This window comes from Thermoplasmata archaeon (genome assembly GCA_038851035.1).
Classification (GTDB): Archaea; Thermoplasmatota; DTKX01; order VGTL01; family VGTL01; genus JAWCLH01.
In genome coordinates this window covers 1-25,717 of record JAWCLH010000021.1, presented here as the reverse complement: position 1 = coordinate 25,717, position 25,717 = coordinate 1, and the positions used below count along the sequence as shown (strand labels likewise).

Annotated in this window: 24 protein-coding genes, 2 tRNA genes and 1 pseudogene; 18 read left to right on the top strand and 9 right to left on the bottom strand. The window is 59.0% G+C overall.

Going from position 1 to position 25,717, the window contains the following annotated elements:
• Positions 1–5: 5 nt before the first annotated feature.
• The gene (locus QW379_07525) at positions 6–4,112 is read right to left on the bottom strand and encodes a PKD domain-containing protein (GenBank protein MEM2870249.1); all 4,107 of its coding nucleotides are present in this window, start codon (positions 4,110–4,112) and stop codon (positions 6–8) included.
• A 176-nt stretch (positions 4,113–4,288) separates the two neighbouring features.
• Here QW379_07525 and QW379_07520 point away from each other — a divergent pair, with 176 nt between their 5' ends.
• From QW379_07520 to QW379_07495, 6 genes are all read left to right on the top strand, one after another.
• Complete coding sequence (locus QW379_07520; GenBank protein MEM2870248.1) at positions 4,289–4,495, top strand: hypothetical protein; 207 nt, start codon at positions 4,289–4,291, stop codon at positions 4,493–4,495.
• Complete coding sequence (locus tag QW379_07515; protein ID MEM2870247.1) at positions 4,492–4,977, top strand: N-acetyltransferase; 486 nt, start codon at positions 4,492–4,494, stop codon at positions 4,975–4,977. Before QW379_07520 ends, QW379_07515 begins: the two co-directional genes overlap by 4 nt.
• 59 nt (positions 4,978–5,036) lie before the next feature.
• Positions 5,037–5,795, top strand: a complete 759-nt coding sequence (locus tag QW379_07510) for a nucleotidyltransferase family protein (protein MEM2870246.1) — start codon at positions 5,037–5,039, stop codon at positions 5,793–5,795.
• A gap of 40 nt (positions 5,796–5,835) precedes the next feature.
• Positions 5,836–5,922, top strand: a tRNA-Ser gene (locus QW379_07505).
• A gap of 295 nt (positions 5,923–6,217) precedes the next feature.
• Complete coding sequence (locus QW379_07500) at positions 6,218–6,502, top strand: hypothetical protein (protein MEM2870245.1); 285 nt, start codon at positions 6,218–6,220, stop codon at positions 6,500–6,502.
• An 87-nt stretch (positions 6,503–6,589) separates the two neighbouring features.
• Entirely contained in the window at positions 6,590–9,289 is a 2,700-nt protein-coding gene (locus QW379_07495; protein ID MEM2870244.1) for a tetratricopeptide repeat protein, read from the top strand.
• On the opposite strand, the gene QW379_07490 is transcribed toward QW379_07495, so the two are convergent.
• On the bottom strand, positions 9,270–10,022 hold the full coding sequence (locus QW379_07490) for a hypothetical protein (GenBank protein MEM2870243.1): 753 nt from the start codon (positions 10,020–10,022) through the stop codon (positions 9,270–9,272). The genes QW379_07495 and QW379_07490 overlap by 20 nt on opposite strands.
• Positions 10,023–10,442: 420 nt before the next feature.
• Here QW379_07490 and QW379_07485 point away from each other — a divergent pair, with 420 nt between their 5' ends.
• From QW379_07485 to QW379_07475, 3 genes are all read left to right on the top strand, one after another.
• On the top strand, positions 10,443–11,027 hold the full coding sequence (locus QW379_07485; protein MEM2870242.1) for a Rab family GTPase: 585 nt from the start codon (positions 10,443–10,445) through the stop codon (positions 11,025–11,027).
• 211 nt (positions 11,028–11,238) lie between these two features.
• Positions 11,239–11,439 (top strand): hypothetical protein, encoded by a 201-nt coding sequence (locus QW379_07480; GenBank protein ID MEM2870241.1) that lies wholly within the window; start codon positions 11,239–11,241, stop codon positions 11,437–11,439.
• A 105-nt stretch (positions 11,440–11,544) separates the two neighbouring features.
• Entirely contained in the window at positions 11,545–12,879 is a 1,335-nt protein-coding gene (locus QW379_07475; protein ID MEM2870240.1) for a PAS domain S-box protein, read from the top strand.
• Positions 12,880–12,893: 14 nt separating this feature from the next.
• Here QW379_07475 and QW379_07470 read toward each other — a convergent pair whose 3' ends face one another.
• On the bottom strand, positions 12,894–13,565 hold the full coding sequence (locus QW379_07470) for a hypothetical protein (GenBank protein MEM2870239.1): 672 nt from the start codon (positions 13,563–13,565) through the stop codon (positions 12,894–12,896).
• Between the two features lie 150 nt (positions 13,566–13,715).
• On the opposite strand from QW379_07470, the gene QW379_07465 reads away from it, so the two are divergent.
• The 5 genes from QW379_07465 (at position 13,716) to QW379_07445 (ending at position 17,150) form a co-directional block, all read left to right on the top strand.
• Positions 13,716–14,279 carry a hypothetical protein gene (locus QW379_07465; GenBank protein MEM2870238.1) on the top strand — a complete coding sequence of 188 codons (564 nt, stop codon included), beginning with the start codon at positions 13,716–13,718 and terminating at the stop codon, positions 14,277–14,279.
• A gap of 41 nt (positions 14,280–14,320) precedes the next feature.
• Positions 14,321–16,372 carry an oligopeptide transporter, OPT family gene (locus QW379_07460; protein MEM2870237.1) on the top strand — a complete coding sequence of 684 codons (2,052 nt, stop codon included), beginning with the start codon at positions 14,321–14,323 and terminating at the stop codon, positions 16,370–16,372.
• Positions 16,344–16,880, top strand: coding sequence for a PqqD family protein (locus QW379_07455; protein MEM2870236.1), 537 nt, complete (start codon positions 16,344–16,346; stop codon positions 16,878–16,880). Before QW379_07460 ends, QW379_07455 begins: the two co-directional genes overlap by 29 nt.
• Positions 16,871–16,943: transfer RNA gene (locus tag QW379_07450), tRNA-Asp, on the top strand. The genes QW379_07455 and QW379_07450 overlap by 10 nt, the downstream gene beginning before the upstream one ends.
• 36 nt (positions 16,944–16,979) lie before the next feature.
• Positions 16,980–17,150, top strand: a complete 171-nt coding sequence (locus QW379_07445) for a hypothetical protein (GenBank protein ID MEM2870235.1) — start codon at positions 16,980–16,982, stop codon at positions 17,148–17,150.
• A gap of 396 nt (positions 17,151–17,546) precedes the next feature.
• Here QW379_07445 and QW379_07440 read toward each other — a convergent pair whose 3' ends face one another.
• The 5 genes and pseudogenes from QW379_07440 to QW379_07420 all read right to left on the bottom strand — a co-directional run bounded on the left by QW379_07440 (position 17,547) and on the right by QW379_07420 (position 21,998).
• Positions 17,547–17,807: a hypothetical protein gene (locus QW379_07440; GenBank protein ID MEM2870234.1), complete on the bottom strand. Its 261-nt coding sequence runs from the start codon at positions 17,805–17,807 to the stop codon at positions 17,547–17,549.
• A 39-nt stretch (positions 17,808–17,846) separates the two neighbouring features.
• Positions 17,847–19,379: an FtsX-like permease family protein gene (locus QW379_07435; protein ID MEM2870233.1), complete on the bottom strand. Its 1,533-nt coding sequence runs from the start codon at positions 19,377–19,379 to the stop codon at positions 17,847–17,849.
• 92 nt (positions 19,380–19,471) lie between these two features.
• A pseudogene (locus tag QW379_07430) lies at positions 19,472–20,146 on the bottom strand (ABC transporter ATP-binding protein).
• 116 nt (positions 20,147–20,262) lie between these two features.
• Positions 20,263–21,552, bottom strand: a complete 1,290-nt coding sequence (locus QW379_07425) for a hypothetical protein (GenBank protein ID MEM2870232.1) — start codon at positions 21,550–21,552, stop codon at positions 20,263–20,265.
• Between the two features lie 74 nt (positions 21,553–21,626).
• A complete protein-coding gene (locus tag QW379_07420; protein ID MEM2870231.1) occupies positions 21,627–21,998 on the bottom strand; it encodes a hypothetical protein in 372 nt (123 codons plus the stop codon).
• Positions 21,999–22,140: 142 nt separating this feature from the next.
• On the opposite strand from QW379_07420, the gene QW379_07415 reads away from it, so the two are divergent.
• From QW379_07415 to porB, 4 genes are read left to right on the top strand one after another with little or no spacing between them, the layout of a single operon-like run.
• A complete protein-coding gene (locus tag QW379_07415) occupies positions 22,141–22,689 on the top strand; it encodes a 2-oxoacid:acceptor oxidoreductase family protein (GenBank protein MEM2870230.1) in 549 nt (182 codons plus the stop codon).
• On the top strand, positions 22,686–22,955 hold the full coding sequence (locus tag QW379_07410) for a 4Fe-4S binding protein (protein MEM2870229.1): 270 nt from the start codon (positions 22,686–22,688) through the stop codon (positions 22,953–22,955). The genes QW379_07415 and QW379_07410 overlap by 4 nt, the downstream gene beginning before the upstream one ends.
• A 1-nt stretch (position 22,956) precedes the next feature.
• A complete protein-coding gene (locus tag QW379_07405) occupies positions 22,957–24,135 on the top strand; it encodes a transketolase C-terminal domain-containing protein (protein ID MEM2870228.1) in 1,179 nt (392 codons plus the stop codon).
• A gap of 11 nt (positions 24,136–24,146) precedes the next feature.
• Complete coding sequence (gene porB, locus QW379_07400; protein MEM2870227.1) at positions 24,147–25,052, top strand: pyruvate synthase subunit PorB; 906 nt, start codon at positions 24,147–24,149, stop codon at positions 25,050–25,052.
• 21 nt (positions 25,053–25,073) lie between these two features.
• On the opposite strand, the gene QW379_07395 is transcribed toward porB, so the two are convergent.
• Positions 25,074–25,717: zinc ribbon domain-containing protein (locus QW379_07395; GenBank protein ID MEM2870226.1), on the bottom strand; the 644-nt coding region annotated here is incomplete at its 5' end.

Below are 25,717 nucleotides of genomic sequence, written 5' to 3'. Positions count from 1 at the left end.
CGGGCTCACTTGAGCTCCTCGAGCATTCTGTCCAGCTCGTCGTCGGGGAGCTTTTTCTCCCTTCCCTTCCCCTGGTCCTCCTCGGTCCCTGTGCCCTCGCCCGGACCAGCGCCGCCCTCTCCAGCGCTGTCCCGTAGCTCCTCCCGCTCCTCGGCCCCAGCCTCCCGGACCGGCTCACCCTGTTCACCCGTCCCGCCCTCCTCGCCTTTCTCCTCCCCAGCCTCGCCCTCCCCGGCCTCCTCTTCCTCCTCCTTCCCCCCGGGCCTGAAGACCTTCACTTCGGTCTCTCCTTCGCCCCCCGGCCTGAACACCTTGACCTCCTCCGCCTCGGCGGGCCTAAAGACCTTGACCTCCTGCTCGGTCGCGGGGCGGAATATCTTCACCTGCTCCCCGGTGGTCGTTACTGGAACAACGGGGGGCGCGGGCGTGGCCTTCTCGGTCCTGGCCGGTTTTGCGGGCGCCTCGACCCTCTCCTTCTCCGGAGCGTAGGCCTCCTCATAGCTCGGTTCCGGAGGGGCCGCGGGTCTGCGGTGGCGCATCACTATCACCGCTACGACAGCCAGAAGGACGACCACGACGGCGGCGACGCTACCATATATCATCAGGGCGCTTGGGCCCTCCTCTCGATGGGATGGGGGTCGGGCGACGGGAATCGGGTCGCCGAAGATGGCAACGCGGACGTTCGCCCTCGAGACGTTCATCCAGAGCTGCTGGCTCTCCAGCTCTAGACCCTGAAGGGGCACGGGCGTCCAGGCGCCGCCGTCGACGCTCCAGTATATTCTTATAGTGCTCTCGTTTACTCTGCTGAAATTTAGGGTTGAGTAGCGGATTGTGAGGTTGGCCCAGTACCAGAGCTCGGGGGGAGCTGTGGTGTTCATCACGAAGCAGAGATCCAGCGCCAGCTTTCCCGCCGGCACTGGCGGCGGCGTTACGTTTACCCCATTGAGGGGAGTGCGGAATGGGCCCGCTTGATAAACGTGTCCAAGAACTACGTTCGGCCTCCACGAGTCCTGGCGTATGTCCCGGAGCCACTTGACCAGAGGGCCTTCCCGGGTCTCGGTCGCGACCTTGCCCGAGCCATGACCATCCGCGGTCTCGAAGGAGTAGTTGTGAGGATAGACTGCCCCCTTGAGTAGGGTGTTCGGCATCACTATGAACTCATACTCTTTTCCGTCCGAGCAGTTGGTGTCGAGCGGGTCAACCGCCCTCATCACGTGCGGGGAGGAGCTGATGCCGTCGAGAATGAGGTGGACGTACAGGGGCATGTCGTTGTCTGCGTCCTTGTAGGTCACGGTGTATCGGAAGGTCGTGATAAGCTCGTCGCCCTCGGTTGGGTCTACCTTCCCGTTGCTCAGTTCGGGTGGGTTGTTTGTCCTCTCACTCACGTCGATGGTGACCATAGCGATTCCGTAGCTCGACCTCCCTTTCCCATCGTACACCATCAGCTGGATGATGTGTGTTCCGGTCACATTTATCTTCATATTAAAGAAGCGGGAGGTCCCGAGCGCCCCCATGAGATTGGAGCGCCATTCATAAGTCAGCTCGTCACCGTCGGGGTCGCTGCTGCCGTTGGCGCTGAAGTGAATCTCATCAGTGGTGAGGAAAAAGGCCCTGTCCTTGGGAGAGGAGATAACCGCCTTGGGCGGATTGTTGATCACCACGCGGTAGGGGTCCGAAGTCCCCTTGTGGCCGGCGGGGTCGGTGACCGTCAATATGACATCGTACTTCCCTCCCTCTATATACACATGCTCGACCACCGCGCCCGTGCCATGCTCTGTGCCATCGCCGAAGTCCCAATCGAACTGCAGGAGCCCCGGATTCTCGTCGAGGGATCTTGTTCCATTGAATACCACTGGCTCGCCCTTCTGATAGGTGCCGTTGTTTGGCAAGGTGTCGATGGTGATTATTGGAATTGGGGCGTCGTCGCTCACCTCAACTTCAGTGCTGGCAACGCTCCACGAGCCCTGGCCCCCATCCGAAACATTCAGGGTGACGTTGTAGCTCCCGGCACGCGTGTATGTGTGGTTGACCTTCATCCCAGTGGCGGTGGTTCCGTCGCCGAAATCCCATGAGAAGAAGAGCTCGTCGCCGTCTGGGTCGCTGGAGGCTGAGCCGTCAAACATTACGGGTGCGTAAACCCGCGTGGTTCTCTTCGGGCCCGGCACGGCGGTGGGGGGGTGGTTGACCACGTGAACCAGTATCTCCCGCTCCTCCGTCCTTGTCGGGTCTCTGTTCGAAGTCCCGTTGAGCCTGAAGCTGTAGGAACCGCTCTTCTCTGCTAGTGGGACGAAAATATCCATACGGACGCTGATCTGGCTACCAGAGGTCAGGAATATCGGGTTGGGCTTGCTGAGGTTTATCATCCAAGCCTGTGGTGGATTCGAAATGGTGAGGTTCACCTCATTCGCGGTATTGCCGGTGTTGGTTAGTGTTATGCCTAGCTCCCCTTTCCTTCCATGGATAATCTCCACGGGCATGCTCGTCCCGAGCTCCATTCTGAATGAGAAGTCATTCTCGACACGGATGAGCAGGTAGGATATATCGTTAGAGGGGACCGTGTCGCCGGGGAGCAGGGCTGTCGCTCTTAGTCCATAATAGCCCGGCTGGGCGAGGTCGAAAACCGCAGAGGCAGTGTCCGACGCCCCCACACTCATCGGCTGAATCTGAACTTTCTTCTGGTCCTTGTTGACTAGCTTCCAGGCCACGACGGTGATCTCGTCGATGTGCCACCCTTGACTCCTCTGGGAGCCCTCCTTTGCATAGAAGTGGAACCTGATTTTCACCGTCGTGCCCACGTAGGGGGTCAGGTCAAACGTCGCGCGAAGCCAGTTGCCTCCGGGGTTCATTCCGCTGTAGCCCCCGATGTTGCCATAGGGCGATCCGGAGTCCAGCGTGTTCCCATACTCCATCATGAAGGGCTTGAGGTACACCCATTCCCCGGCGCCGCTCTGGAGCTCAACGAAGCCGCCGTCGCACGCGCCCGCAGACTGCATCTTGCTCTGGAAGTAGAGGCGGGCGTGGGTAAAGCCCGCGAGCTGAATCGGCGGCGATATCAATGCAGAGTCCTCCCCATCGGCGTACTGGTTTGTGGTCTGGTTCCGATTGGAGAAGCATTTTGTGCTTGAGAGATTGTAAGGCGGGCTCGTGTCCGTGAAGACGTTCCAGGAAGTGCCCACCCCTCCTCCCGGGCCGTCGAGCGTCCTTAGGTTTCTGGGCGTCCACTTCCCCAGACCAGACTCGAAATCGTCCTTGAACGGCGTCTCGATGCCGTTGGTAACCTCCACATCGTCTATGTACCAGCCGCTGACACCATCCGGGCTTATGAAAGTCCCGCTGCTGCTGAATACGAATCGAATCTTGATACTGTAGCCCGCGTACTTACTAAGGTCAGCGCTCGTGAAGAGCCAGCCATGGCTGTCACCCCCGAAGCAGGGAACGTCTTTCGATATCGGATTGATGGGGGCGGTGACGGTGTTGTAACCCGGGGTGTTGAAGCTCCAGGTCTCAGGGCCCTCTCTCTCCCACTCACCGGTTCCGTTCTTTATCTCAATATAGCCCCCGTCCTGGCTCACGGCGGTGGCGTAGCGGTGCCTGAAGTTCAGCACCGGGCTCCCGGTCGGCACGGAAATCGACACGGCGCTCTCCAGAGCCTCCTCCCAGTTGGAAGCGTACTGAATTGCCGCCTGCCCCTCTCCGATGCACCCGGCGGAGTGTGTTGCGGAGTAGCAGGTCCTGTTCGTGACATGCCATCTGCCGGTGGTGAAGTCGCGGACCGTCCAGCCGGGCGGCATCGAGGCTCCCTCAGCGTCAGCATAGAAGACTGTTCTATTTGTATCGTTATACGCCACCTCGATATTCACCTCAAATGCCGAGGTCGCGGTATCCCCGGTGTTCTTCACGTTCACCCTCACGCTGGTCTGTCCCGTGGGGTAGGGCTTCTGAAAACCGGGGTCGTCAAGATCCTTGATGTTGGAGAAGCCGAGGACAGAGACATCTAGGCCCGGGCCGCGCATTCCTCCTCCGCCCGGGACGAATGGGCAAAGCAGCGACCCAGCTAGCAAAAGAACTGGGTAGATCGCTCCGATTCTCGATAGTGAACTCTTCTTCTTCATCCGCGATCCTCCGATTTTCTACTTCTCTACATTAATCCCTCTTGGATATATGAAGATTTCTTATCCATGCAATAATTTTTATCTGTCTTCCACCCCAGCCCTTTTCCCAGCCCTCAAGTCCATTCGTAACGCTTAATTACGACGAAACCGGTCTGGGTAGTGAGCCGGGAGTGGTAATGCAGAAGCCCAAGAGCATCTGCCCCCACTGTGCTAAGGACACCGAAGGGTCCATTCGGGACAAGGGCCTATACTTCCTGATCGTCTGTAGCGAGTGCGACACTATACTGGGCGTCCTTCCCAAGTTCTACCAGAAATGCTCCTGGAAAATGCCTGAGAAGTCCGGAGAGAGCTCGCCTGCAGCCGGCGTCAGGGCTACTAAATGAGCCTTACAGACAACCGCCCTGAGGGCGGTACCGGTAACGAGGATTTCGTCATCCGAAGGTTCAGGCTGGAGGACCTCTCCCAAGTCGCCAGGCTTGTCGAGAGCGTGTTCAGGGAAAAGTACGATGTGCAGATGTACCTCAATCTATACCAGAGCTGGCCCGACGGTTTTCAGGTCGTCGAGAGGCGGGGAGAGCTCGCCGCCTTCCTCCTCGGGATGATATCGGGGCCCAGGCAGGTCAGGGTCCTTCTGCTCGCGGTCCATCCGAACTACAGGAGCCGGGGCCTGGGCTCATGCCTCCTTGCCAGTTTCATACAGGCGGCGAAAGCTCTGCCGGCCGATGCCGTCACGCTCGAGGTCAGGATGAGCAACCACCGTGCCCTAGCGTTCTACCAGAGGCTCGGCTTCTCCATAACGGGCATGATTCCGAACTATTATAGAGACGGCGAGAGCGCCCATGTGCTGGTGAAGTGGCTCGGGTGATATCGAGCGTTCTGGAGCGGCGCAAAGGGATTATATCCAGTGAGGGAAATCAAGGCTCGATGACGGAGCTAAATTGCGTGATTCTGGCTGGCGGGTTCGCCCGGAGGCTGCTACCCCTGACCGAGAACACCCCCAAGCCCCTCCTACCTGTCGGAGGAAGGCCAATTCTCTCCTATACTATTGAGAAGCTCAGGAGAGTCGGTGGGCTCGGGAGGTGCTACCTCACCACCAACAAGAAGTTCGAGAGAAACTTCAGGGAATTCATGGAGAGGGAGTGCGGAGGCCTAGCCTTCGAGCTCTTCGTCGAAGATGCTGAGCGGGAGGGTGAGAAGCTAGGGAGCGTCGGGGCTCTCGCCCACCTCTTCTCCAAAAAAAAGCCAAGCGACAGCACCCTTGTGGTCGCCGGTGACAACCTGTTCGATCTCGAGCTTTCAGAGCTCGTGGAACACCACAGAAGAGTCGGGACGTCCGTCGTGGCGGTCTACGACATCGGCTCGTACGAGAGAGCGTCGCTCTACGGTGTGGTCTCCTTGGACCGAGCAGGGAGAATTCTGTCCCTTCTAGAGAAGCCCCCGGAGCCACCCTCAACCCTCGTCTCCACGGCCTGCTACGTTTTCGATGCGGATGCCCTTCGTCTCCTCCAGACATATATTGACGAGGGAAACCCCTGCGACGCCGCTGGCCACTTCGTGGCCTGGCTCTGCCGCCGGAGGCCCGTTTATAGCTTCGTTTTCTCCGGGATGTGGTTCGATATCGGCTCGCCCGAGAGCTATGCTGAGGCTGACAGGATTATGCGCGAGAGGCGGCATCATCGGTGATGCAAAACGCTTTAACGAGCGAGCGTCATTCCTCCGGCGTGCAGAGGTAGCCAAGCGGCCAACGGCGCCAGCCTTGAGAGCTGGTGGACCCTCAAGGTCTTCGGGAGTTCAAATCTCCCCCTCTGCGTTATCAAACACCATAGTCCGCCGTCGGGGGGATTTGAATGGCGCCGAGGAGAGGCGCGGGCTAGGAAGATCCCGAGCCCAGCAAGCGCTCTTCTGTGATTCAAATCCCTTCCTCCCCCCACCCTCCGCCCTCTCAGGGTGGTCTGAAATCGGAATCGACGCCTGAGCCTCTGAAAACCGGTGCCAACAGTGTCCATGTCGGGGCCGAGAAGGGATAAAAAATGGAGAATCAAACCTTTATAAAGATTTATATATTTTACAATACCATTTATAGAGCGAAAAGGAAAGTGGAAGAGATGGGTGCGCACTCCGTCATCTTCGGTATCATACCTATTATTAATTTCACCCTCACGAAAAGCAAGAGAGCCCCCGAGCTTGCATCATTCGTCAGGGAGTATCGGTTTTCTAGAACGGAAAAGGATTTGGTTCTATACACCGGAGGTGCTCTCACAGGGCTTACAAACCGCCTCCCGCAGGACGCGCGTGCAGAAAAATCAATAAAGGCCCTAATGCTGGATCACAAGACCGCCGCACCGAGGGCGAGCCCGAGGGCGCCCCTCGAGACCCGCATCCGCATCTGATTCCTGAGGTGCGCCTCTCCCTACCCGCTCTTTGGCCTTTTTTAAGGAAATATCCTTATCTAGTGAAAGACATATTGAGCCCTCGACATGCTTCCCACCAGCATTTGGGACTCGCTCCCTCCAAAAGTTCGGGTTCTGCTCTACCTCCACAGCCTCAGGGAGACGAAGATGTGGGCTGGGAAGAAGGCGAGGCCTGAGGACTTTACGCAGAAGGGAATGGCCGAAGCCCTTGGCGTCAGCGTTCCCAGACTCAGCAAGCTCCTTACTTCACTGACCGCAGAGGGCTCGGTGGCATCCTCACGCGTAAGAATTCCGGGCCTCAGGCGCAGCCCTCTCTCCTATTCTCTCACCGAGGCCGGGGCGAAGCTTGCCGCGACCGAGGTCAAGGAGATTCTGCGACGCAAGGTTAGGTTCACCAGCCTCGATGGCACAGTTACCGTGAGGAGTCTTAGAAAGCTCAGCAAGGCTCTGAGGATGGAGGGGAACCTCTTCGCCCTGCTCACGGCGACGGATGAGCGCCATGGCCTCCGCGCCGACGCAATCCGGGAGAAGCCGGCTAGGCCGGAGGCTCCACGGTTGGCCAGACCGGAGATAATAGACCTCCGAAACGCCATCCTCGACATCCCCCACTTCGTCGGGAGGAAGGCCGAACTCAAGGAGCTCGCCTCGTTTCTGGCCGACCCGAAGGCCCGGCTCTTTTCATTGACGGGCGCGGCCGCGATAGGTAAGACCTCACTCGTATCGCGCTTCATCAGGGGCCTTACCGGCGACCTCTCAGTCGCCTTCCATTCCTGCCGGGAGTGGGACACTCTGCGCAACCTGCTCGAGCCCGTGGCGGAGCTGCTCGCGAGACGCGGACATAGAACACTGGAGCATGTCCTCCGAACAGAACTCAATCCGATAACGATGCAGCAAATCGCTGAAATACTGAAGAGGGACCTGTGCGGTGTGAGGGCTCTGTTCGTTTTTGACGACCTGCATAAGCTCCAAATCGACTTCAGACCGATGTTAAAGTTCTTCCTGAGTTTTGCGCATCAGGAGGGCTCTCGCGCACCACGGGCCGCCACCCAAGTCAAGGTCATAGCGACCTCCCGCGAACCATTGGTCGGGGTTTTCGACCCACGCGACATCCTATTGAAGGAGCTCGTGAGGGAGATGGAGCTAAGGGGCCTCAAAGAGAGCGAGGTTGCGCAGATGCTCCAGCTTGGAAAAGCCTTCTCCCTCCCGGCGAAGAGGGTCAACGAGCTGACGCGGGGCAACCCTCTCTTCATCGAGCTGATTATCCGCTCAGGCTTGTCCGGCGCAGTGAAGGACTTCAGAAAGTTCATCGAGAGCGAGGTTATCGCCAAGCTTTCCGAGGACGAGAGAACCGTCCTGAGCTGCCTGAGCGTCTTCAAAATCCCTGTGCCGTTCAGCGCCCTCCAGATTCCCCAGGCGACGGTTCAGGCAGTCGAGAGGCTTGTCAGGACGGGGCTTGTGAATGAGGCGCCTCCAGGCGTGTTCTCTCTCCCCGATATCGTCGTGGACACGGTGTACCGCTCCCTGAAGCACGAGGACAGGAAGCGATACCATCAAGTCGCAGCCAATTACCACCTCTCCATTAAGAACGACGGGAACATAGCGGCTGCTATAGACCATCTCACCGCTGCGGACAGGATTGTCGAGGCGCTGGAACTCGGGGCCCAGCATGTTAGGGCTCTGCTCAAGGCCGGCTTCAGCGACCGGATAAACGAGCTCCTCAAAGAGGCCGCGAGGGTCGACATACCGTCGCGGGGTATTGTTGCAGAGTGCAAAATCAAGTCTGAGCTCGCGCTCGCCTCGGGCGAGTGGAGAATGGCCCAGATATACCTCGATAGAGCGCTCGCCAATGTGAAAGGGAACCCCCCCGAAGAGGGCAGAATTCTGGCGGCGATGGCCCACGCCCTCAGGGAGCAGGCGGCGTACGACAGGGCTCTGAAGAAGTACTTTTTAGCCGAGAAGCGCGCCCTGAAGCTCTACGACATCCCCACCCTCGGAGAGATATACCGCGGTATTGGGAAGGTCTACTGGAGGAAGGGTGAGTTCAAGGAGGCCCTGACGTACTTGAAAAAGAGCCTGGACTTCCTCAAGGCGGAGAACATGGAGGCAGAGAGGGGGGAGACCTACATTGACCTTGGGCTTGTGTACAACTGCCTCGGAAAATATGAGGAGGCGATAGATTATTATTATAGGGCAATCGAGCTCTTCAAGGCGAGGAAGTGGATTCATCCAATGGCGAGGGCGTATAATAGTTTGGGAATTCAGTACTTGGATCTGAAGGATTATGACAACGCGATCAAAGCATGGACAAGATGTTATCTCCTTTCGAAAAAAACGCAAAATAAAAAAGGAATGATTGTTTCATTGATGAATCTTTCAGACCCTTACTCTATAAAAGGAGATTTTAATAAAGCATTACGATGTATTCAAAAAGCTATGAAAATTGCAGAAGATACGGGGGATCAATTAAGTATTGCGGGTGGATTTTCTAATTTTGGACAAGTCTATGCAAGAATGAAAGATTGGGAAAAATCATTTTCTTATTTTGAAAAGAGTTTAACGATATTAAGAAAATATTCAATACCATACGAAATAGCAATGAAATTATTTTATTATGGTGAGGCTCTAAAAAACAGCGGGGAACTGGATAAAGCCAATGCTATCTTAATGGAAGCCCTACATCTTTTTCAACAATGCAAGGCCCGCAAGAGAGTGGAGGAGGTCAAGGACCTCCTCCGGGACATAGCCCTTAAGCGACGTCAAGGATGACGGTTCCGGCGCTGTCCTCGATTTGCGGCGTTTGGGTTCCGGGGTACTGCTGCTGTATTTTGTTGGCTTGATGCGCGAACGCCTCCTGGACGGAGACAAAACCATCGCCACTGGTGTCCGCGGCCGGGTCGCTCAGGCTCTCGGACAGCAGGAAGTGGTTGGGCGTGTAGCTCTCCGAGTAGGTGTGGCTGGTCACGATGAGCCTGTCTTCGCCGCTGAGGTCCTCGATGAACGCGCCCGAGTAGCGGGAACTGAGCTCAATGGTCATCGATTTGTAGATTGCGATATCGTTAATCCAATCTCGTAGCTCTAGGACTGAGACTAGACCATTTTTAGTCTGAATATAACAATGGCCATTTATCCATGATTCATGGTCCATCACAGAAATAAACACTTTGCTCTCCGAGCTGGAGTGGTTGGCGATGTACTCGATCGCGCCCCGCAGGTTCTCCTTGGTCGCTGGGCCGTCGGCCTCGTCATGGTCCGCTAGGAAGGTTATGTGGCTATCGAGCCATCCGTGGTCGATTAGCCAGTTGTGCAGGGCCCAGCCCTCATTTATCGGCCCGTAATCTCCGTCCTCGTCTACCGCGAAGATGACCGCGTAGGCGTAGTCCTTCGAGTCCAACTCCACGGCACCTCCAGCGGGCAGTCCCATTCCGAGCAGCATCAGGCCCACAAGGGCCCCAAAAAGAGCTGCCCATCTCCTATTCTCCCCGTTTTTCTCAGTTTCCATGTTTCTCCCTTTCCTGCCCCCTCTGTTCAGGAGGCGCAAACTCGACACCACAGCCCCTTTTTATTATCTTCGGGAAAAATTAACAGCAAATTATTTATGATAGTGCAATCTTAATAATTTAAAAATTAAATAATATATAAAATGTTAAAAATAGATTATGGAATATAACATTTTTATAAATTAATGCCTGTTAAATCAAGTTCTTAATTTTATATTAAGATATTATCAGCGTAAAAATGACCCGAAAGCTCTTGAAAATCGACCAAATTTGGTCAAATCCCAACAATTTTCTCGACGGTGATTCTTTCTAGTATTAATAGCTTGCTGTTAATTTTTCCAGTTAATTATTTAAATGATGAGTCCGACGACGTATATTTGCGAGGCCGGCGGGAGCGCGGATTGAAGACCAAGGGAGGATGGATGGAGAGAAGGACAAACCATCTCGTGCGAAAGGTCTGCGTGCTTGGCGACGCTGGAGTGGGAAAAACATCACTAGTAAGGAGATACCTCAGCGGCACCTTCGACCCCGAGCAGCGTCCCACAGTAGGCACTCTCGTCTCTGGGAAAACTGTCCTCATCAGCTCTCCGGATTGCGCGCTCGATATCCGCTTGAAGCTCTGCGTATGGGACATCACCGGCCACAGGAGGTTTCTCAGAGCCCACAGGCTTTTCCTCCGAGGCTCCCATGGGGCAATGGTCGTGGCGGATGCCACCCGCCCCCAGACGCTCTATGGAACAATAGACTGGTTGGAAGACCTGAGAGAGGAGGCCGGCAAAGTCCCGGTCGTCCTTGTTCTCAACAAAATGGACATTTTAGAGAAGAAGCGGCTGGATATCGAGTTTCTCAAGGACATCTGCGCCGGCTTCGGTTGCGAGCTGCGACTGGCGAGCGCGCGTACAGGACAGAATGTGCACAACTCGTTCGAGCGACTCCTCAGAAAGCTGGCGGGGTCGGTGTTGGACGGCGCTTCAGTGAGCGGATCTCGATGGACCATCTGTGCATAGAGCAATTCAAGGGTACTCCGAGTGAAAAAACCAAGCCTGAGGGGCTGCTAAACCAAAGGCGCGCCCATTCCCAGCGCTCTGGTCTTCGCCCCCGGCCCCTCCTCCTTGGTCACACCCCCATTGTCGAGCGTTTGCTGGAGACTTCTGAAGATGGCCCCCTCATATACTGCAGAAAAGCCGGTCTCACTGCTGATGTAGACAGGAGGTCGGGATGAGCGAGAGGCGGGAGCACCGTGACAGCAACTCCGGAAGAGGGACAAATGGCCCTCAGGAGGCGCCCCAGACCCTCATCGAGGCGCTTCTTCTCAGCGCTGAGGCCGCAGAGTTTGGGGGATACATAGCCGTTCCATGGGCGCACATTGGCCAATGCGAACGCAGGAGAGGGGGGAAGGCCCGGGGCGGGGAGGTCTGACAGATACCACACTGGCGAGCCCTACGACAACCCTGAGCGAGTGGTTCGACACGTTTTTATACCTGCACCTTTTCGCGTTCCTCGTTCAATGGAGGCGAGGGGGTTCTGAACTCGAAGAGAGGAAGGGCGGGGGGAGAGGAGAGAGGGCCCGGTGACCCTTGTGAGGCTCTGAGGCAGAGGGTTACACAGCTCGAGAGGGAGCTCGCGGAGGCCGAGGAGCGCGAGAGGATGTATCGCGATCTCGTTGAGCACCTCCCGATAGGAGTCTACAGGACCACCTCCGACGGAAAAATTCTTCTGGCCAACGCCGCCGTGGTGAAAATGCTGGGTTTCAGGTCCTTTAGCGAGCTCGCGGCCCGGAACCTCGAATGCGGGGCCTACGAGCCAAACTACTCAAGAGCGCAGTTCAGGGAGCGCATAATGCGCGACGGGGAGATAAGAGGGCTTGAGTCGGTGTGGACAACACACGACGGCAGAGAGCTCCTCGTGCGGGAGAATGCGAGGGTCGTGATTGGCAGGGACGGCTCAACCGTATACGAAGGCACGGTGGAGGACTGTACTGAGGCTAGGAGAAGGGAGGAGGAGCTCAGGGCCAAGGCGGAGTTCCTCGAGGAGGTCGTGACCAACGCTTCGGTCGGAATATTCGTTCTGGATGAGGAGGGGAACTACGTGTTGATTAACCCGGAGTGCGGCCGCATCGTGGGCCGCTGGCCGGGCGACCACGTGGGCAGAAGGGCGGGCCTGCACATCCACCCGGATGACCAGACGAAGGCCTTATCGCAATTCCTCCTTGCGCTCGGCGGAGAGCAGATCGAGTTCACGACCAGAATTCAATCTGCTGATGGCTCCTATAGACACTGCCACGTCAACCTCTCGCCAGTGAAGCTGATGGGGAGGGCGCATGTGCTCGGCGTCGTCACCGACGTCACGGATAAAAGGTCGCTCGAGGAGGCTCTGGTGAAGCGCAGGGGCTCGGACCTCCATATCGTGCTCATCTCCGCCCTGCCCTTACTGTCAGCAAGACTCACAGAGGCGGAGCTCGAGCACGCGCTGGAGGTATTCGAGAAGGAGTTCGAGGCGCGCGCCCGACAGCTTCACGTCGAGAATCTGAGGAGGATGGAGGAGTACGAGAACGGAGACTTAAAGGACCGGAGCGAACCGGCTCGTGTGCTGAAGAGATACCTCCTGTACCTCTCCAGTTTGTTCGGAAATATCGACGTCAGGGCGGAGAGTTCTCTCTCCGGCTCCGGTGGTCGCCTAGAGCTCCACAACTGCTGCTGGCTCCAGGACGCAAAAAGGAGCCCCCTGTTGTGCAGGCTATGCGAGATGATTCTGAAGAGGACCTTCGAATGGACGGGTCTAGTAGGAGAGGTCCGGCCAATCACCACAATCGCGCGGGGCGCCGGATGCTGCAGGTTCGATTTTGAGCTCCGCGCCTGAGGCCATACAGCTCCTCAGCCGGGCGGCTTTCTCTCGACCGTGAATATCCTTTGGAGCCTTCTCCCGTCGGAGCCCCTTGCTCTAGCAGTCACGAGCGCGGACACCTTAGGCTCTCGAAGGAGTCTAATCGTGACTCTGTGTCCGGCCCCGGAGGAGAGCTCGAGCTCGCGGTCCGCACTCCACCTCACGGGGAAGCTCTCGGGCAAGGGGAACCAGTTCCCCTTATCGTCCAGTCCACGGGCGAAGACCTCGACACTCTCACCAACCCCCAAAGGAACATGGTCCTTCGGTGGTCCGGACATCTGTGCCCCGTCCGCCGTGAGGACGAGGTTCGATATTCGAGGCAGGAGGTCCGCGTCCCCGCACTCGATTTCGATGCTCGCCAGAGCTACTCGCCTGACCTCCTGTGAGGCACCGCCCAGCACAACCACTGGCTGAATTCGCGGCTCGAAGGGGGCGCGCGGGAAGCACTCGCTTAGTGGAGGACCTGCTAGCGGTGCGTCGCACGCCGGGCTCCGGACGGTCTCTCCGGCCTCCTCCTGTCTGTGACCACCAACAACCTCCGCCCTGATAATCTCGACCAGCTCCACGCCGCAGACCCTGCATGTGCGCACCGTTTCGTCATCCTCGCGCGCTTTGCACCGCGGGCAGAGCCTCCCGCCCCTCTCCTCAGGGTCGGCACCCACAAGGGATGAATTCCGCTCCTCAGATTAATAGCTTGCTCCGCATACTGTCCTCCGCCCTGCCCCCGGGGATTTTCTTCTGGTAAAAAGATTAATTACACCCACATACCATTCGGCGCTGAAGGGATAGCGCTGGAGAGGAATGACCGCAGGATGCTCGTCCTTGGGCTCGGGGTCACCGTGGTGGCCCTAGCACTAGCAGGCGTGACCGGTGGCCCAGAGACGAAGCCCTACGCCCTTCCCGGCGGGAAGAAAGCCGAGCTCACATCCGTTCAGACGAGTTTCGCGGGTCAGGGTAGCGAGAACTCCGAGACCCAGTTCAGCGTGGTCATCAACGATACGAACTTGGTCGAGGTCATTGTCACCCTCACCTGGCAGGACGAGGCCGCGAGCAGGATAGGGCTGACCAACGAGCCCGATACGCTAGGAGTGACCGTCAGCAGCCCCGAAGGGGAATCCCGGAGCGACAGCGGCAACTCCGGCTCCGTCTCGGTGCGTTTCGCCTTCAATGTGACGGAGGACACAGCCCTGAAGAAGCCCTCGAAGCGCGGAATGGGCACTTGGGACGTGGTGGTCGAGGTCGGCGCCTGCGGCGACCAGGAGCCATTCATCCCCGACCCCCTGGGCCTCCGAACGGTGGCCGACACAGGCAACGCTTTCACCCTAACCATCGTTTATAATTACTATAAAATTGTCGCGGCTTCGGGGGTGAGCTGACGGCCGACGAGTTCGTTCCCTACATACCTCCCGAGAAAATCGTGCCAGAGCTTACCCTCAAGATGCTCATTATGGGCATCATCCTGACCATCGTGATGGCGATGGCCAACGCCTATCTCGGCCTCTACGCCGGCATGACGGTCTCGGCCACGATTCCGGCGGTTGTGATGGCCCTGATATTCCTAAAGCCGGTCAAAGGCACCGTGCTCGAGATCAACCTCTCGAAGGCGATGGCTGTGACGGGCGAGGCCCTCGCGGCGGGCGTCATCTTCACCTTCCCCGCTCTGCTCGTTCTATACCACCCCAACTTCACTGGTGGCGCGGCGGGCTGGAAGAGCCTGATGGACAACCTGCCCGTTATGATGATAGGCTCCTTCATCGGCGGCCTCCTCGGCATCCTATTCACCATTCCCCTCAGACGTGTAATGATAGTAGACCTTAACCTGCCCTATCCCGAGGGCGTCGCGAGCGCGGAGGTGCTCAAGGCCCTCGATAAAGGCGGGAGGGGGATGGGGCTGATATTCGTGGGCCTAGGGGTTGGTGCGCTGTTCAAATTCGCGAGCTCGGGCTATGGCCTCAGACTCTGGAAAGAGAGGCTGGAGGCGGTGGTTGGCGGTATGGGTGCGAGGATGTATGGAGGCCTGAGCCTCTCCCCAGCTCTCCTCGGCGTTGGGTACATCCTGGGGGCGAGGATAGCGGCCAATGTCGTGCTCGGCGGAATTATAGGTTGGATAATCCTCATCCCTCTAATCGGCGGAATTGCGGGCTGGCCAGAGCACGGGTTCTACATAGACGACCCCGTCGGCCCCCAGCTCGGCCCCATGCTCGGCGGCGTCTATGAGCTCTGGTTCAGCCAGACCATGTATGTAGGTGTGGGGGCAATCGTCACGGGGGGCCTCATCACCCTCTGGCAGCTGAGGAGCGCGATCGTGAAGGCAATGAAGGGCCTGGGCGGGTTCGGAAGGAAGGCGAGGGGCGAGCCCGCGCCCATTCGAACCGAGAAGGACTTCCCAATGAGCCTGATATACTTTGTGGTCATCGGGGTCTTCATGGCCGGCCTCTACTTCTGGGTGACCGGAAACGGCTGGGTCGCTGGTGTCTCCGCGTTTGTGCTGATGGTCTTCTGCTTCTTCTTCACCGCCGTAGCGGGCTATCTCGCGGGCGTCATCGGCTCCTCGAACAACCCGATATCCGGCGTCACGGTGGCGACCCTCCTCTTCACCGCGTCCCTCCTCCTCGGTCTTTCCCAGTTCGGCCTCCTAGATGTTAACATTGGCATGACCGCGACAATCATCGTCGGCGCGGTGGTGTGCTGCTCAGCGGCCATCGCGGGCGACTCGATGCAGGAGCTCAAGACAGGCCAGCTCCTTGGCGCCACGCCGTATAATATTCAAATAGCGAGGTTCATCGGTGTTCTGGTCGCTGCGATCGTGATTCCGCCTGTGGTCGCGCTTCTGGCCCAGGCCTACGGAATCGCTCTCCCCGATGCGACCCACCCGTCCCCACTTCCCGCCCCGCAGGCCGTGGTCATGGCCACAATCTCGAGGGGTGTATTCAACCTGCAGATCAACCTCCCGATGCTCCTATTGGGAGTGGCTCTGGCCTTTGTGCTGAAATTCGTGCTCAAGCTCTCGCCGATGGCGGTTGCGATCGGAATCTACCTGCCCTTCACACTGACGCTGCCAATCATGCTCGGCGGCCTCGTCCAGATGTTCTCAGATAAGTTCGTGGAGAAGAAGCTCTGCAAAGAGCTCGAGGTCCTGCCCGAGGGGGAGCGGGGGCCGGCGCTGAAGAAGGCAATGGAGGAGAACCAGAACAGGGGAATTCTCTTCGCGTCGGGTCTGATTGCGGGTGAGGCCATCATGGGCGTAGTGATAGCCCTTTTTGTCATCCTCAATCTCAAGCTGGGGCTTGTCGGGACCCCGGGCGAGCTCCCCGGTCTGCTGGTCTTCGTCTACATCGCCCTCCTGCTCTCCTACGTCATCATTCGGGAGCACATCAGGACAATGAACAGGAGAGAGTTCGCGGAGGGCTGGAGGGTGGTGCTCCGGGACTACAAGTGCTATGTCCTCAACCGCTTCAGGAAGGGGTAGGACCTGGAAGAAGGCCCGCAACCTTCTGGATATGATTCCTGCCAAGAATTCTGGTATTGTCTATGAGATTCTACCGCCCACTCTCCCGCCCGCGTCGTCCGACGGGAGGGGGAGGGGAGGAGAAGGCGCAGCCCCACCACCCCAAAGGCCCCCTCCTCCTCCCTCCCTGTACCCCGGAAAACCACGTTCCCCGGGTACCGTGTCCATTCTCGTACCGAGGTTCCGGGGGAGAGTTGGCAGGGGCTTCTGCAGGCTCATCGGCGTCGGAGAGAATATAAGGGTCAATCTGGACTCCTACGGAACCTTCGTCTGGCTATCAATCGACGGTAGGACATCGGTACGGGAGCTCGGGAAGGCTCTGAGGGAGGAGTTCGGTTCCGGCGTGGAGCCGGTCTACGCGAGGCTCGCAGCCTTCCTCTCACTCCTCGAGAGGAACGGCCTCATACACTACGCCGCTGGCGAAAAGGAATTAATACCCAAACGACATGCCAGCAGGGAGCCCCGGTAGTATAGCGGTCTAGTATCGAGGCCTGTCGAGCCTTGGGCTTGGGTTCAAATCCCAACCGGGGCGTATTATCCAATAGGACCAATTATTGGCGGTTGGGATTTGACAGTCACTGAAGATATTCTCTATCCGAACCGCTCGCCTCCGACGGCCTTCACGAGCTCCATCCTGTTCACCGCACGAATGCTCGGCGCCGCGGCGAGGAGGGCAAAGACAAGGTTCTGGCCTGAGAGAGAGAAACCCAAGCCAGTCTGCCGGGTGGAGGATAGTTGAGTACATGGGGAAAAAGCTCTTCATCTCGCCCTCGAGGGCCAGCAGGACCGCGTAGGTCATCGGAACGCTCAGGAGCGACGCGGCCCCCACGACGACGAGAGTCTCCGTGATTATCGAAGAGGCTATCTGGCGCCGGGAGTAGCCGATCGCCCTGAGCTGACCGTACTCCTGCCACCTCTCCAGCACGCCCACGGAGACAGTATTGGAGACCGTGACAGCCGCCATCGCGATACCGACGAGCGAGTAGATGTAGATCAGGTTCTCGTAGTCGGCCATGAACTCCAGAATTCCGCTCTGGGCGGATTCCGGGGTATACAATTCGGCGACGTCCGGGGAAGAGCTCAGGCCCTCCCTCACCTCCGCCGCCCTGCCCTCCGGGAGGCTCAGGTAGAGGCCTCAGTAAAGCTCCCTGCCGGCTAGTGCCTCGAAAACCTCCGGGGCGACGAAGAACCCGCCCAAGGAATTTTCAAAGACCCCGCACACCCTCAGCTCCTGCGCGCCGCCCGGGCCCCTAAGTAGGACAGAGCTGCCCACCCCAATCCCTTTCCTCTCTGAGATAGATCTCTCCACCATCGCTTCCCCGTCCGAAAGCGCCCTTCGCCCTTCTTTTATCCTGAATATGTGGAGGCGCTGCTCCAGCCCAAGCCCCACGACCACGACAGGTTCCGCCGGCGCACCCGTGGCTCCGGCGCGGGACTACGACGCGGTTATTTGCGAGAGCGGCGCGACCTCAACTGCATCACCCGGAGCGAGCGCAGATAGTTGAGACGCGTTCAAGGGACTGGAAAACTCGACCAGTAATTCCCACCTCTCGCTCTCGTGGAGGCTCTGGCTGAGCGAGTTGACGAATGCGGGCCACATCAGTAGCGCCATGCAGCCGATAACGATTGAGCCGGACACGGCCAGGGTTGTAAGACAGGTCCTGACCGGGTGGCTGGAGAGGTGCATGAAGGCGTAGTGGGTCAGGTAGGTGCCCCTCACGGGAGCGCTCAGGGCACAGCCCGAACAGTCTCTGGGCGAGAAACGGACCGGTGGAGAGCCACGTATCGCCTCCTGCGGCTCGAGGGACACCGTGCCCCAGACCGCCACACTGCAGACGAGCAGGGTCGTGAGGGGGCCGAAGAAGAGGCCCACAGTAAGTGTTTTCGGGCTGAGGGTGAAGGAGACGAGCGGTGCGCCTATCATCAACTCGACGTAGAACCCGGACAAAGCGTGGGCCAGTGAGGCTCCGATGAGGACGCCGGTAACGGATCCCGCGAGTCCTATCAGCGCAGCTAGGTAGAGATAGGCCCCAAGGACCGCTCCGCGCGAGTAGCCCAGCGCCCTGAGAACACCTATCTCCCTCCTTTGCTCCTGTACGAGCCGGGTCAGGGAGACATAGGTGATGAAGAACGCGATCAAAAGCATGATGAGGGCGATGACGGCCGCCCAACTCTCGCCCTGTCGCAGGTCCTCCTTGATAAGGGCGTAGCCGTAGACCTCGTCCTTTTTCAGAGAGTATATGACAATGTCCCGAGCCAGGGCCGCGTCTATCGCGCGGCGCACCTCCGGTCCCGGGTCCGAAAGGAGGAAGAGGAACTCGTTCACGTCGTCTGTCCCAAGCCCGAATGCGCTCCTGAGCCAGTCCCGCGGAACAAAGACCACAGCCAGCGTCCCGGGAGCCGGAATCAGGGCCTGCGGGCTGGAGGAGAGGACCAGGTGCTCGGGGCTGAGGACGAGACCCGCTATCCTGAGCTCCTCGCGCCCCCCGGCGGTCAGGACGCGAATTCTGTCCCCGACGCCCAGCCCGGCCCTCACGGCGAAGTTTCGCTCCAGCAGAGCAGTTCCGCAGCCGTCGAAGTAGCTTCCCTTCGTCACCTCGACGCTGTTGACAAGTGACCTCCTGGAAGGGTCGAGCCCGACGAGTGTCGCCGCTGTGGTCCTCTCTCCACCGGTGTGTCCCTGCTCTATCCGGGAAGAGCTCTGGAGGCGCGCCTCTACCCTCTCCACTCCTTCAATGGCGACCAGGGTCGCCGTCTCGTTCTCGCGCCCTCCGCTCACGTGAACGAGATAGTCACTGAGCGCAAGCTCAGTAACCTTCTCTTCGAGCGCACGCTCCGCGGAGGGAATCATGGCGGCGAGAGAGACGTAGAGGGCGGCAGAGGCGACGATGAGAGAGGCGCTTCCGAGAGCGCGATAGCGAATTCTCCAGAGGGTTCGACTGGATCTCCGCAGAAGATAGCTCCCCACACCTTCACCCCCTCACCGCTCCACCGGTTGGCACCCCCCTCCTCCACTAGGATCTGCCGCTCTTCCATCGGGGAGCGACCCGCCGGCGCCAGTCACGTCAGTCCCCCGCCTCTTTTCTCCGCCCCTCTCTTTTCCCTCAGCTCGACTCTCTCCACCCTGTCGGACCTCAGGTATACCGTCCTGTGCGAGATTCCGGCGGCCTCGGCCCAGTGAGTCACCGAGACCACCGTCGTGCCCGTCGCCCTGTTGAGCTCCCGCAGCAGTCTCCAGATCGCGTGGCCTGTCTCCGCGTCCAGGTTGCCCGTTGGCTCGTCGGCGAGGAGCAGGAGGGGCTCCATCGCCAGAGCCCTCGCTACCGCAACCCTCTGCTGCTTTCCGCCCGGGAGCTGGGAGGGGAATCTGTTCTCCATACCCCCCAGCCCTACCATCTCAATATATTTCAGGGATTTTCTGCGCCTCTCGACCGGGTCGCGAACCTTGAGCGCCACGCCGATTTATACATTCTCGAGTGCGTTCAACTCCGGGAAGAGATTGAAGAACTGGAACACGAGGCCGAGGTTCTCGGCCCTGAACCTCGTCGCCTGGGCGTCGCTCAGCGCGGTGATTTCCGTGCCCCCGATGAATATCCTGCCTGAGGTAGGCCGGACCAGCGCGGAGATCAAGTTGAGTAGCGTTGTCTTTCCGGAGCCGCTCGGTCCGAATATAGTAAGGAACTCTCCGGTTTCAATCTCGAGGTAGAAGTCATTGATGACCCTGACAGTCCCCATTCTTGAGGCTTAGTTTTTGGAGACCTTCTCTAGTCTGGCAATCGCGCCGATGATGCTGCCCCCTTTGCATTGGATATCCGATGAGCTATTTGGGCCCTTTGCAGGGCGAGGCGCCGTTATTTCGAGATCTCCTTGAGCTTCTTCAGAAACTCTTCGTCCTTCTCAGTTTTTCCTGTTCCGCCGCTCTCGGTAGTGGCAGGCTGGGAGGGGGGCGTGGGTGCCTCTTTTTTCTCTTCGGTGCCCTTTTTTCTGAGAATATCATAAAGGCCGCCGGTCCTTCTACCGGTTGCAGGAACTGGCGGGGGCGTAGTTGAGGACGGTGCTGGCTGTGCTGGAGATGTAGCGGGCGTTGGGGGTTGGGGCGATGGAGGAGGTCCGGGAGGGGGAGAGGGCTGGGGCTGGGGGGAGGACGCGATGGTGGGTTGGGGCGGTGGTGAAGGGGGCGTCGCTGCGGGAGCGGCCACAGGAGTGGACGGCGGGAGAGTTGGTGGCGTTGGAGCAGGCGCCGCCGCGGGGGCCGCGTGGAAGCCCGGTGGAGGAGGGGGCAACGAGGTCTCCTTCATAGGGGCCGCTCCTCTGGCGGTGGGGGCTCCGACAGAGGGCTTTGGCGGCTCAGCGGAGAGGATCTTTAAAATTGGCTCCTTGTATATCGGTGCGATCGTGGGAATTCGGGGCTCCTTCGGAGTCGGCGGCGGGGTGGGGGCCTCGTCAAGAGGCCGGATCTTTCCAGCTGCAATGAACTCCCTCTCAAGCCTCTCTGCCTCCTCAAGGGCGGCTCGCTGTTCCGCGTCCTCCGTCCTTTTCTCCTTTTCTGTCCCCGCTGGAACCTCACTCTTTTTCTCCGCCAGTCTCTCTCTCCGCTCCACCTCCGCACCTTTCTCAGGAACCTCCTCCGCCGGCTTCTTCGGAGGCTCTTCCACTATCTCGACGACTTCTGCCTCGAAGACCTCCGGGCTCGGCGGCTTCACGGCCTTTCTCGTGGGGGGGCGCGGCGTTCTCGCTGGTCTGCGGGCGCGAGTTGCCCTGGAGACGGGGGCGGCAACTCCTCTGGTGTGGGGTATTTTCTTCACACCCAGCCTTGGAGCAGCCCCGGCAGGGGCCATGGTAATCACCCCTGCCGGCCGGCCCGGTCTCTCGTACTCAATCAGTGGTGCGTCCGGGAATTCGTCTTCGCCCGGCACTACCTCGAAATCCAGAGTGGTTGTCGTATACGGGCCGATGCGGGTGTCGCCCCTGGCGCGCTCGAACCTGAGCGGGTAATATCTGCACAAGGAGGCGACGGGATTGTTGAGCTTTCCGCAGACGCTGCAGAAGCTTGGTGGGGGCGGCACAAGACAGGGGCGGGAAGGGAGCCTGTCGAGAAATCTCGTAAGGTCCCCTCCCCACTCATCTTCAGCGGCGGCCATCTCAAAGCCTCTGCGAGAGAAAAACGATTGCGCGAATAAAGATTTTGTGGTCTCGCCTATATCCGGAGCATTGCTCAGAAGGGAGGCCCCTTCACGGCGCGCGCCGGAGGGCGCCGCGCCGCAAAGCCCAGTCTCCGCTTTACCTTGGAGATCGTTCCCGATGTGACAACCGGTCTGAGCTCCAGAGCTGTTCCGCCGAACCTCTTCATTGTAATGCGGGGAAGAAGCTCGACCACCGAGTTCCTCCATCTGTGGGGGACTCTCAGAATGCCCTTTTTCCCGGTGAAGACCGTAAGCTCGATACGGCCCCTGCGACCTTCAAGAGGGGGAAGGAGACGGGAGAGCTCGCCCAGAGAGGCCTCAAGCTCGCTCCTACCTACTCCCTCCGCTGAATTCACAACGAAGCCTATGTAACGAATTCGCCCGACTCTCCTTCGCACCGTCAAGATGAACGCAGCGTGTTACGTAATTCGTGAATAATATCTCTATCGGTCGGCCATTGCCCGCGCGCGTGTGTGAATGTGTCACGCTTCCACAATAGGTATATATGACTATTTCAATGCCGGGCCTCGAAGAGGGTGGTTCGGGGTGTACGAGGTCAGGTTCCATGGGCGGGGTGGTCAGGGCGCGGTCACGGCGGCCAATATTCTGGCAGCGGCCGCTTTCATTGAAGGGAAGAAGGTCCAGGCATTCCCGATGTTCGGGGTGGAGCGCAGAGGAGCGCCAGTCATGGCCTTCCTGAGGCTCGACGAAAAGCCCATTGTCACGAGAACCCAGGTATACACGCCTGACGCGGTGGTCGTTCTCGACACCACCCTTATCCAGGTTGTCAACATCACCGTTGGTCTGAAGGATGGGGGCGTTCTGGTGCTCAATAGCACGAAGCACCCTTCTGAATTCAAATATAGAGGGGCGAGGGTCTTCACCGTGGATGCAACGGGCATCGCCGTTGCGAACAGGCTCGGCACCGCGACCAACCCGATAGTGAACACCGCTATCCTCGGGGCCTACTCCAGGGCAGCGGGGAACATCGGGATGAGCGCCATTGAGAGAGCGATTCGGGAAAACGCTCCCATCAAGACCGAGGAGAACGTGCGGGCGGCTAGGGAGGCCTACGAAAAAACCAGGGGGGTATGAATTTGCCGAAAATCACTCTCGGACTTGTCGCCACTGAGCCCGGGTCGAGCCGGAGAAACAAGACTGGGAGCTGGAGGACTCTGAGACCTGTGGTGGACGAGAAGAAGTGCAAGAGATGCTGGTTATGCGTGATATACTGTCCGGACTCGGCGATGAACAAGGGAGAGAAGAGTGCCAGACCTGACTACGACTACTGCAAGGGCTGTGGCATCTGCGCCGCCGAGTGTCCGGCGAAGGCCATAACCATGGAACAGGAGGTGAGGTGATATGCAGAGAATCATGAGGGGGAATGAGGTTACGGCGCTTGGGGCGAAGCTCGCGAGACCCGACGTCGTTCCCGCCTATCCGATAACACCCTCCACACTGTTTCCGGAGCGAATCTCCGAGTATGTTGCGAACGGTGAGATGGACGCACAGTTCATGCTGGTCGAGAGCGAGCATAGCGCTATGAGCGCGGCGATAGGTGCGAGCGCTGCTGGAGCCCGCGTCTGCACCGCCACCGCATCCCAAGGCCTCGCCCTAATGCATGAGATGCTCTTCATAGCCGCCGGAATGAGGCTCCCCATCGTGATGGCCGTGGGCAACAGGGCCCTCTCCGCACCAATAAATATCTGGGGCGACCAGCAGGACTCCGTGTCCGAGAGGGACGCGGGCTGGATACACTTCTACGCCGAGAGCAACCAGGAGGCGCTCGACTTCATGATAATCGCATTCAGAGTGGCTGAGGATAAAAGGGTCTACCTTCCGGCCCTCGTGGGCCTCGATGGTTTCGTCCTGACCCACACGATGGAGGCCGTGGAAGTTCCAGAACAGGAGAAGGTTGACGCGTTCCTTCCAAAGTACGTTCCCCATTGTTTGCTAGACACAGAGCGCCCCTTAACAATCGGGGCCCTCGGGACGCCGGAGTACTACATGGAGACCCGCTACGCACTTCACCAGGCGCTGATGAATTCGGCCCATGTGATTGACGAGGTGTTCGAGGAGTGGGGCAGGGTTTTCGGCCGGCGGTATAGGAGGGTCGAGACCTACAGGACCGAGGACGCCGATATTATCATCGTCACGATGGGCTCGATGGCCGGCACCTGTAGAGTCGCGATCGATAGGATGAGGGCGGCAGGGAAGAAGGTCGGGATGGCTAAGATTATAGTCCTCAGGCCCTTTCCGGCTGACCAGCTTAAAGAGGCGATAAAGGGAGCGAGGGCCGTGTCGGTGGCCGAGAGAGCCGTCTCCCTTGGCTACGGCGGCTCGACCTACGCTGAGCTGGCCGGGCACCTCGTGAATGAGTCGAAGCGCCCTGTGCTGACCAGTAGCATTCTCGGACTGGGCGGGAGGGACATCTTGCCCGAGCACTTCGAGGAGATTGTGGAGAGGACGGAGAAAGTGCTCAGGACCGGAAGGCCCGAGGAGTTCACGCTCTGGGCTGGATTGAACAGGGAGGTTTTGTAGGGGTGACGGCGATGGTGGAAGAGACGAAGGGAGAAAAGGCGGAGGAGAGAGACCTTTTTGCACCTGGGCACAGGGGGTGCGCGGGTTGCGGAGAGATGGTCGCGGTGAGGCATGTACTCGCGGCCGCCGGGCCGAACACGATAATCGCGAATGCGACCGGATGCCTTGAGGTCGCTACCACCGCCTGGCCCGAGACGGCATGGGAGGTCCCTTGGATACACGCCGCGTTCGAGAACGCAGCTGCCGTTGCCTCAGGCATAGACGCAGCATTGACCAAATTGGGGAAGAGGGAGGGGAAAAATATTCTGGCGTTCGCGGGCGACGGAGGCACTTTCGATATAGGCCTGCAGGCCCTGTCTGGGGCCATGGAGAGGGGCCAAAGAATCATCTTTGTTTGTTTCGACAATGAGGCTTACATGAACACAGGAATTCAGAGGTGCTCTTCGACGCCCTACGGGGCCAGCACAACGACATGCCCCGCCGGCAAGTGCTCGATTGGCGAGCAGAGGCCAAAAAAGCCAATTGCATTGATAATGGCTGCGCACGGAATCAAGTACACCGCCACAGCCACCATCGCCTACCACGCCGATTTAAAGAGGAAGGTGAAGCGGGCCTGCGAGCTGCAGGGCCCCTGCTTCCTACACATACTCGCCCCATGTCCGACTGGTTGGAGGCACGACAGCGCCGACACAATCGCGATCTCACGGCTGGCGGTTGAAACCGGGATGTTCATCCTCTGGGAACTGGAGGGTCCGAATCTCAAAGACATCAAGCTCTCCAAGAAACCCAAAGAGCGGAAGCCGGTTATCGAGTACCTGAAGACCCAGGGCCGCTTCCGCCATCTGATAGACAATCCGGCAGAGATTGCGAAGATTCAGAAAATGGTTGACGAGCAGTGCGCCCAGTTTGGATTCTGAGCGTGCCGAAGGATGCAAGCATCAGCGCGTCTGGTGTCCGCACGAGGGGCAGACCGACCACTCGGGCTCAAGCGCCTCGCCGCAGGAGGGGCACCTGAGACCACCCACCTTCTCCTTCGACCGCTTTTTCGCAGTCGTGGGGGCTGCGGCACCGGTGCCCGCAATCTCCGGTGACGAGCTCGCTACTCTCGCCTCTTTCAGAGCTCCCTTAGCCTCCATCGCGAATTGCATCGCCGCTTCCCCGTCGCCTTCCTTTATGAAATCGCGCGCTAAATCCAGCTTCTCCATAGCGCCCGAGACTTGCGCCGCTCCCTCCGGGTGCTCTTCAAGATGCTCCGCAAGCGCGTCCTCGACCTCGGCGACGAGCTTCTTCGCCTCCTTGAGGACTTCGTCCTCTTTCGAAGGCCTCGCGGCTGCCACAGCTGCACCGGCTCCCGCAGCGGCGCCTGCACCCGCTGCAATCCCTGCAGCGGCCGCGCCCGCCTCTTCGCCAGCCCTCCTGCGCCTCCTCGAGACCGCCACAAAGACAGCGGCAAGAACGACCAGCAGGATAACGATGCCGAGCGCTAATCCAGCCCCCGCCACCCACCCAGTGTCCTGAACCGTCACCTTCTCGGCCTTCAGGACAACGATGCTCACTTCGGCCAGAGCCTTCTCCGTACCAT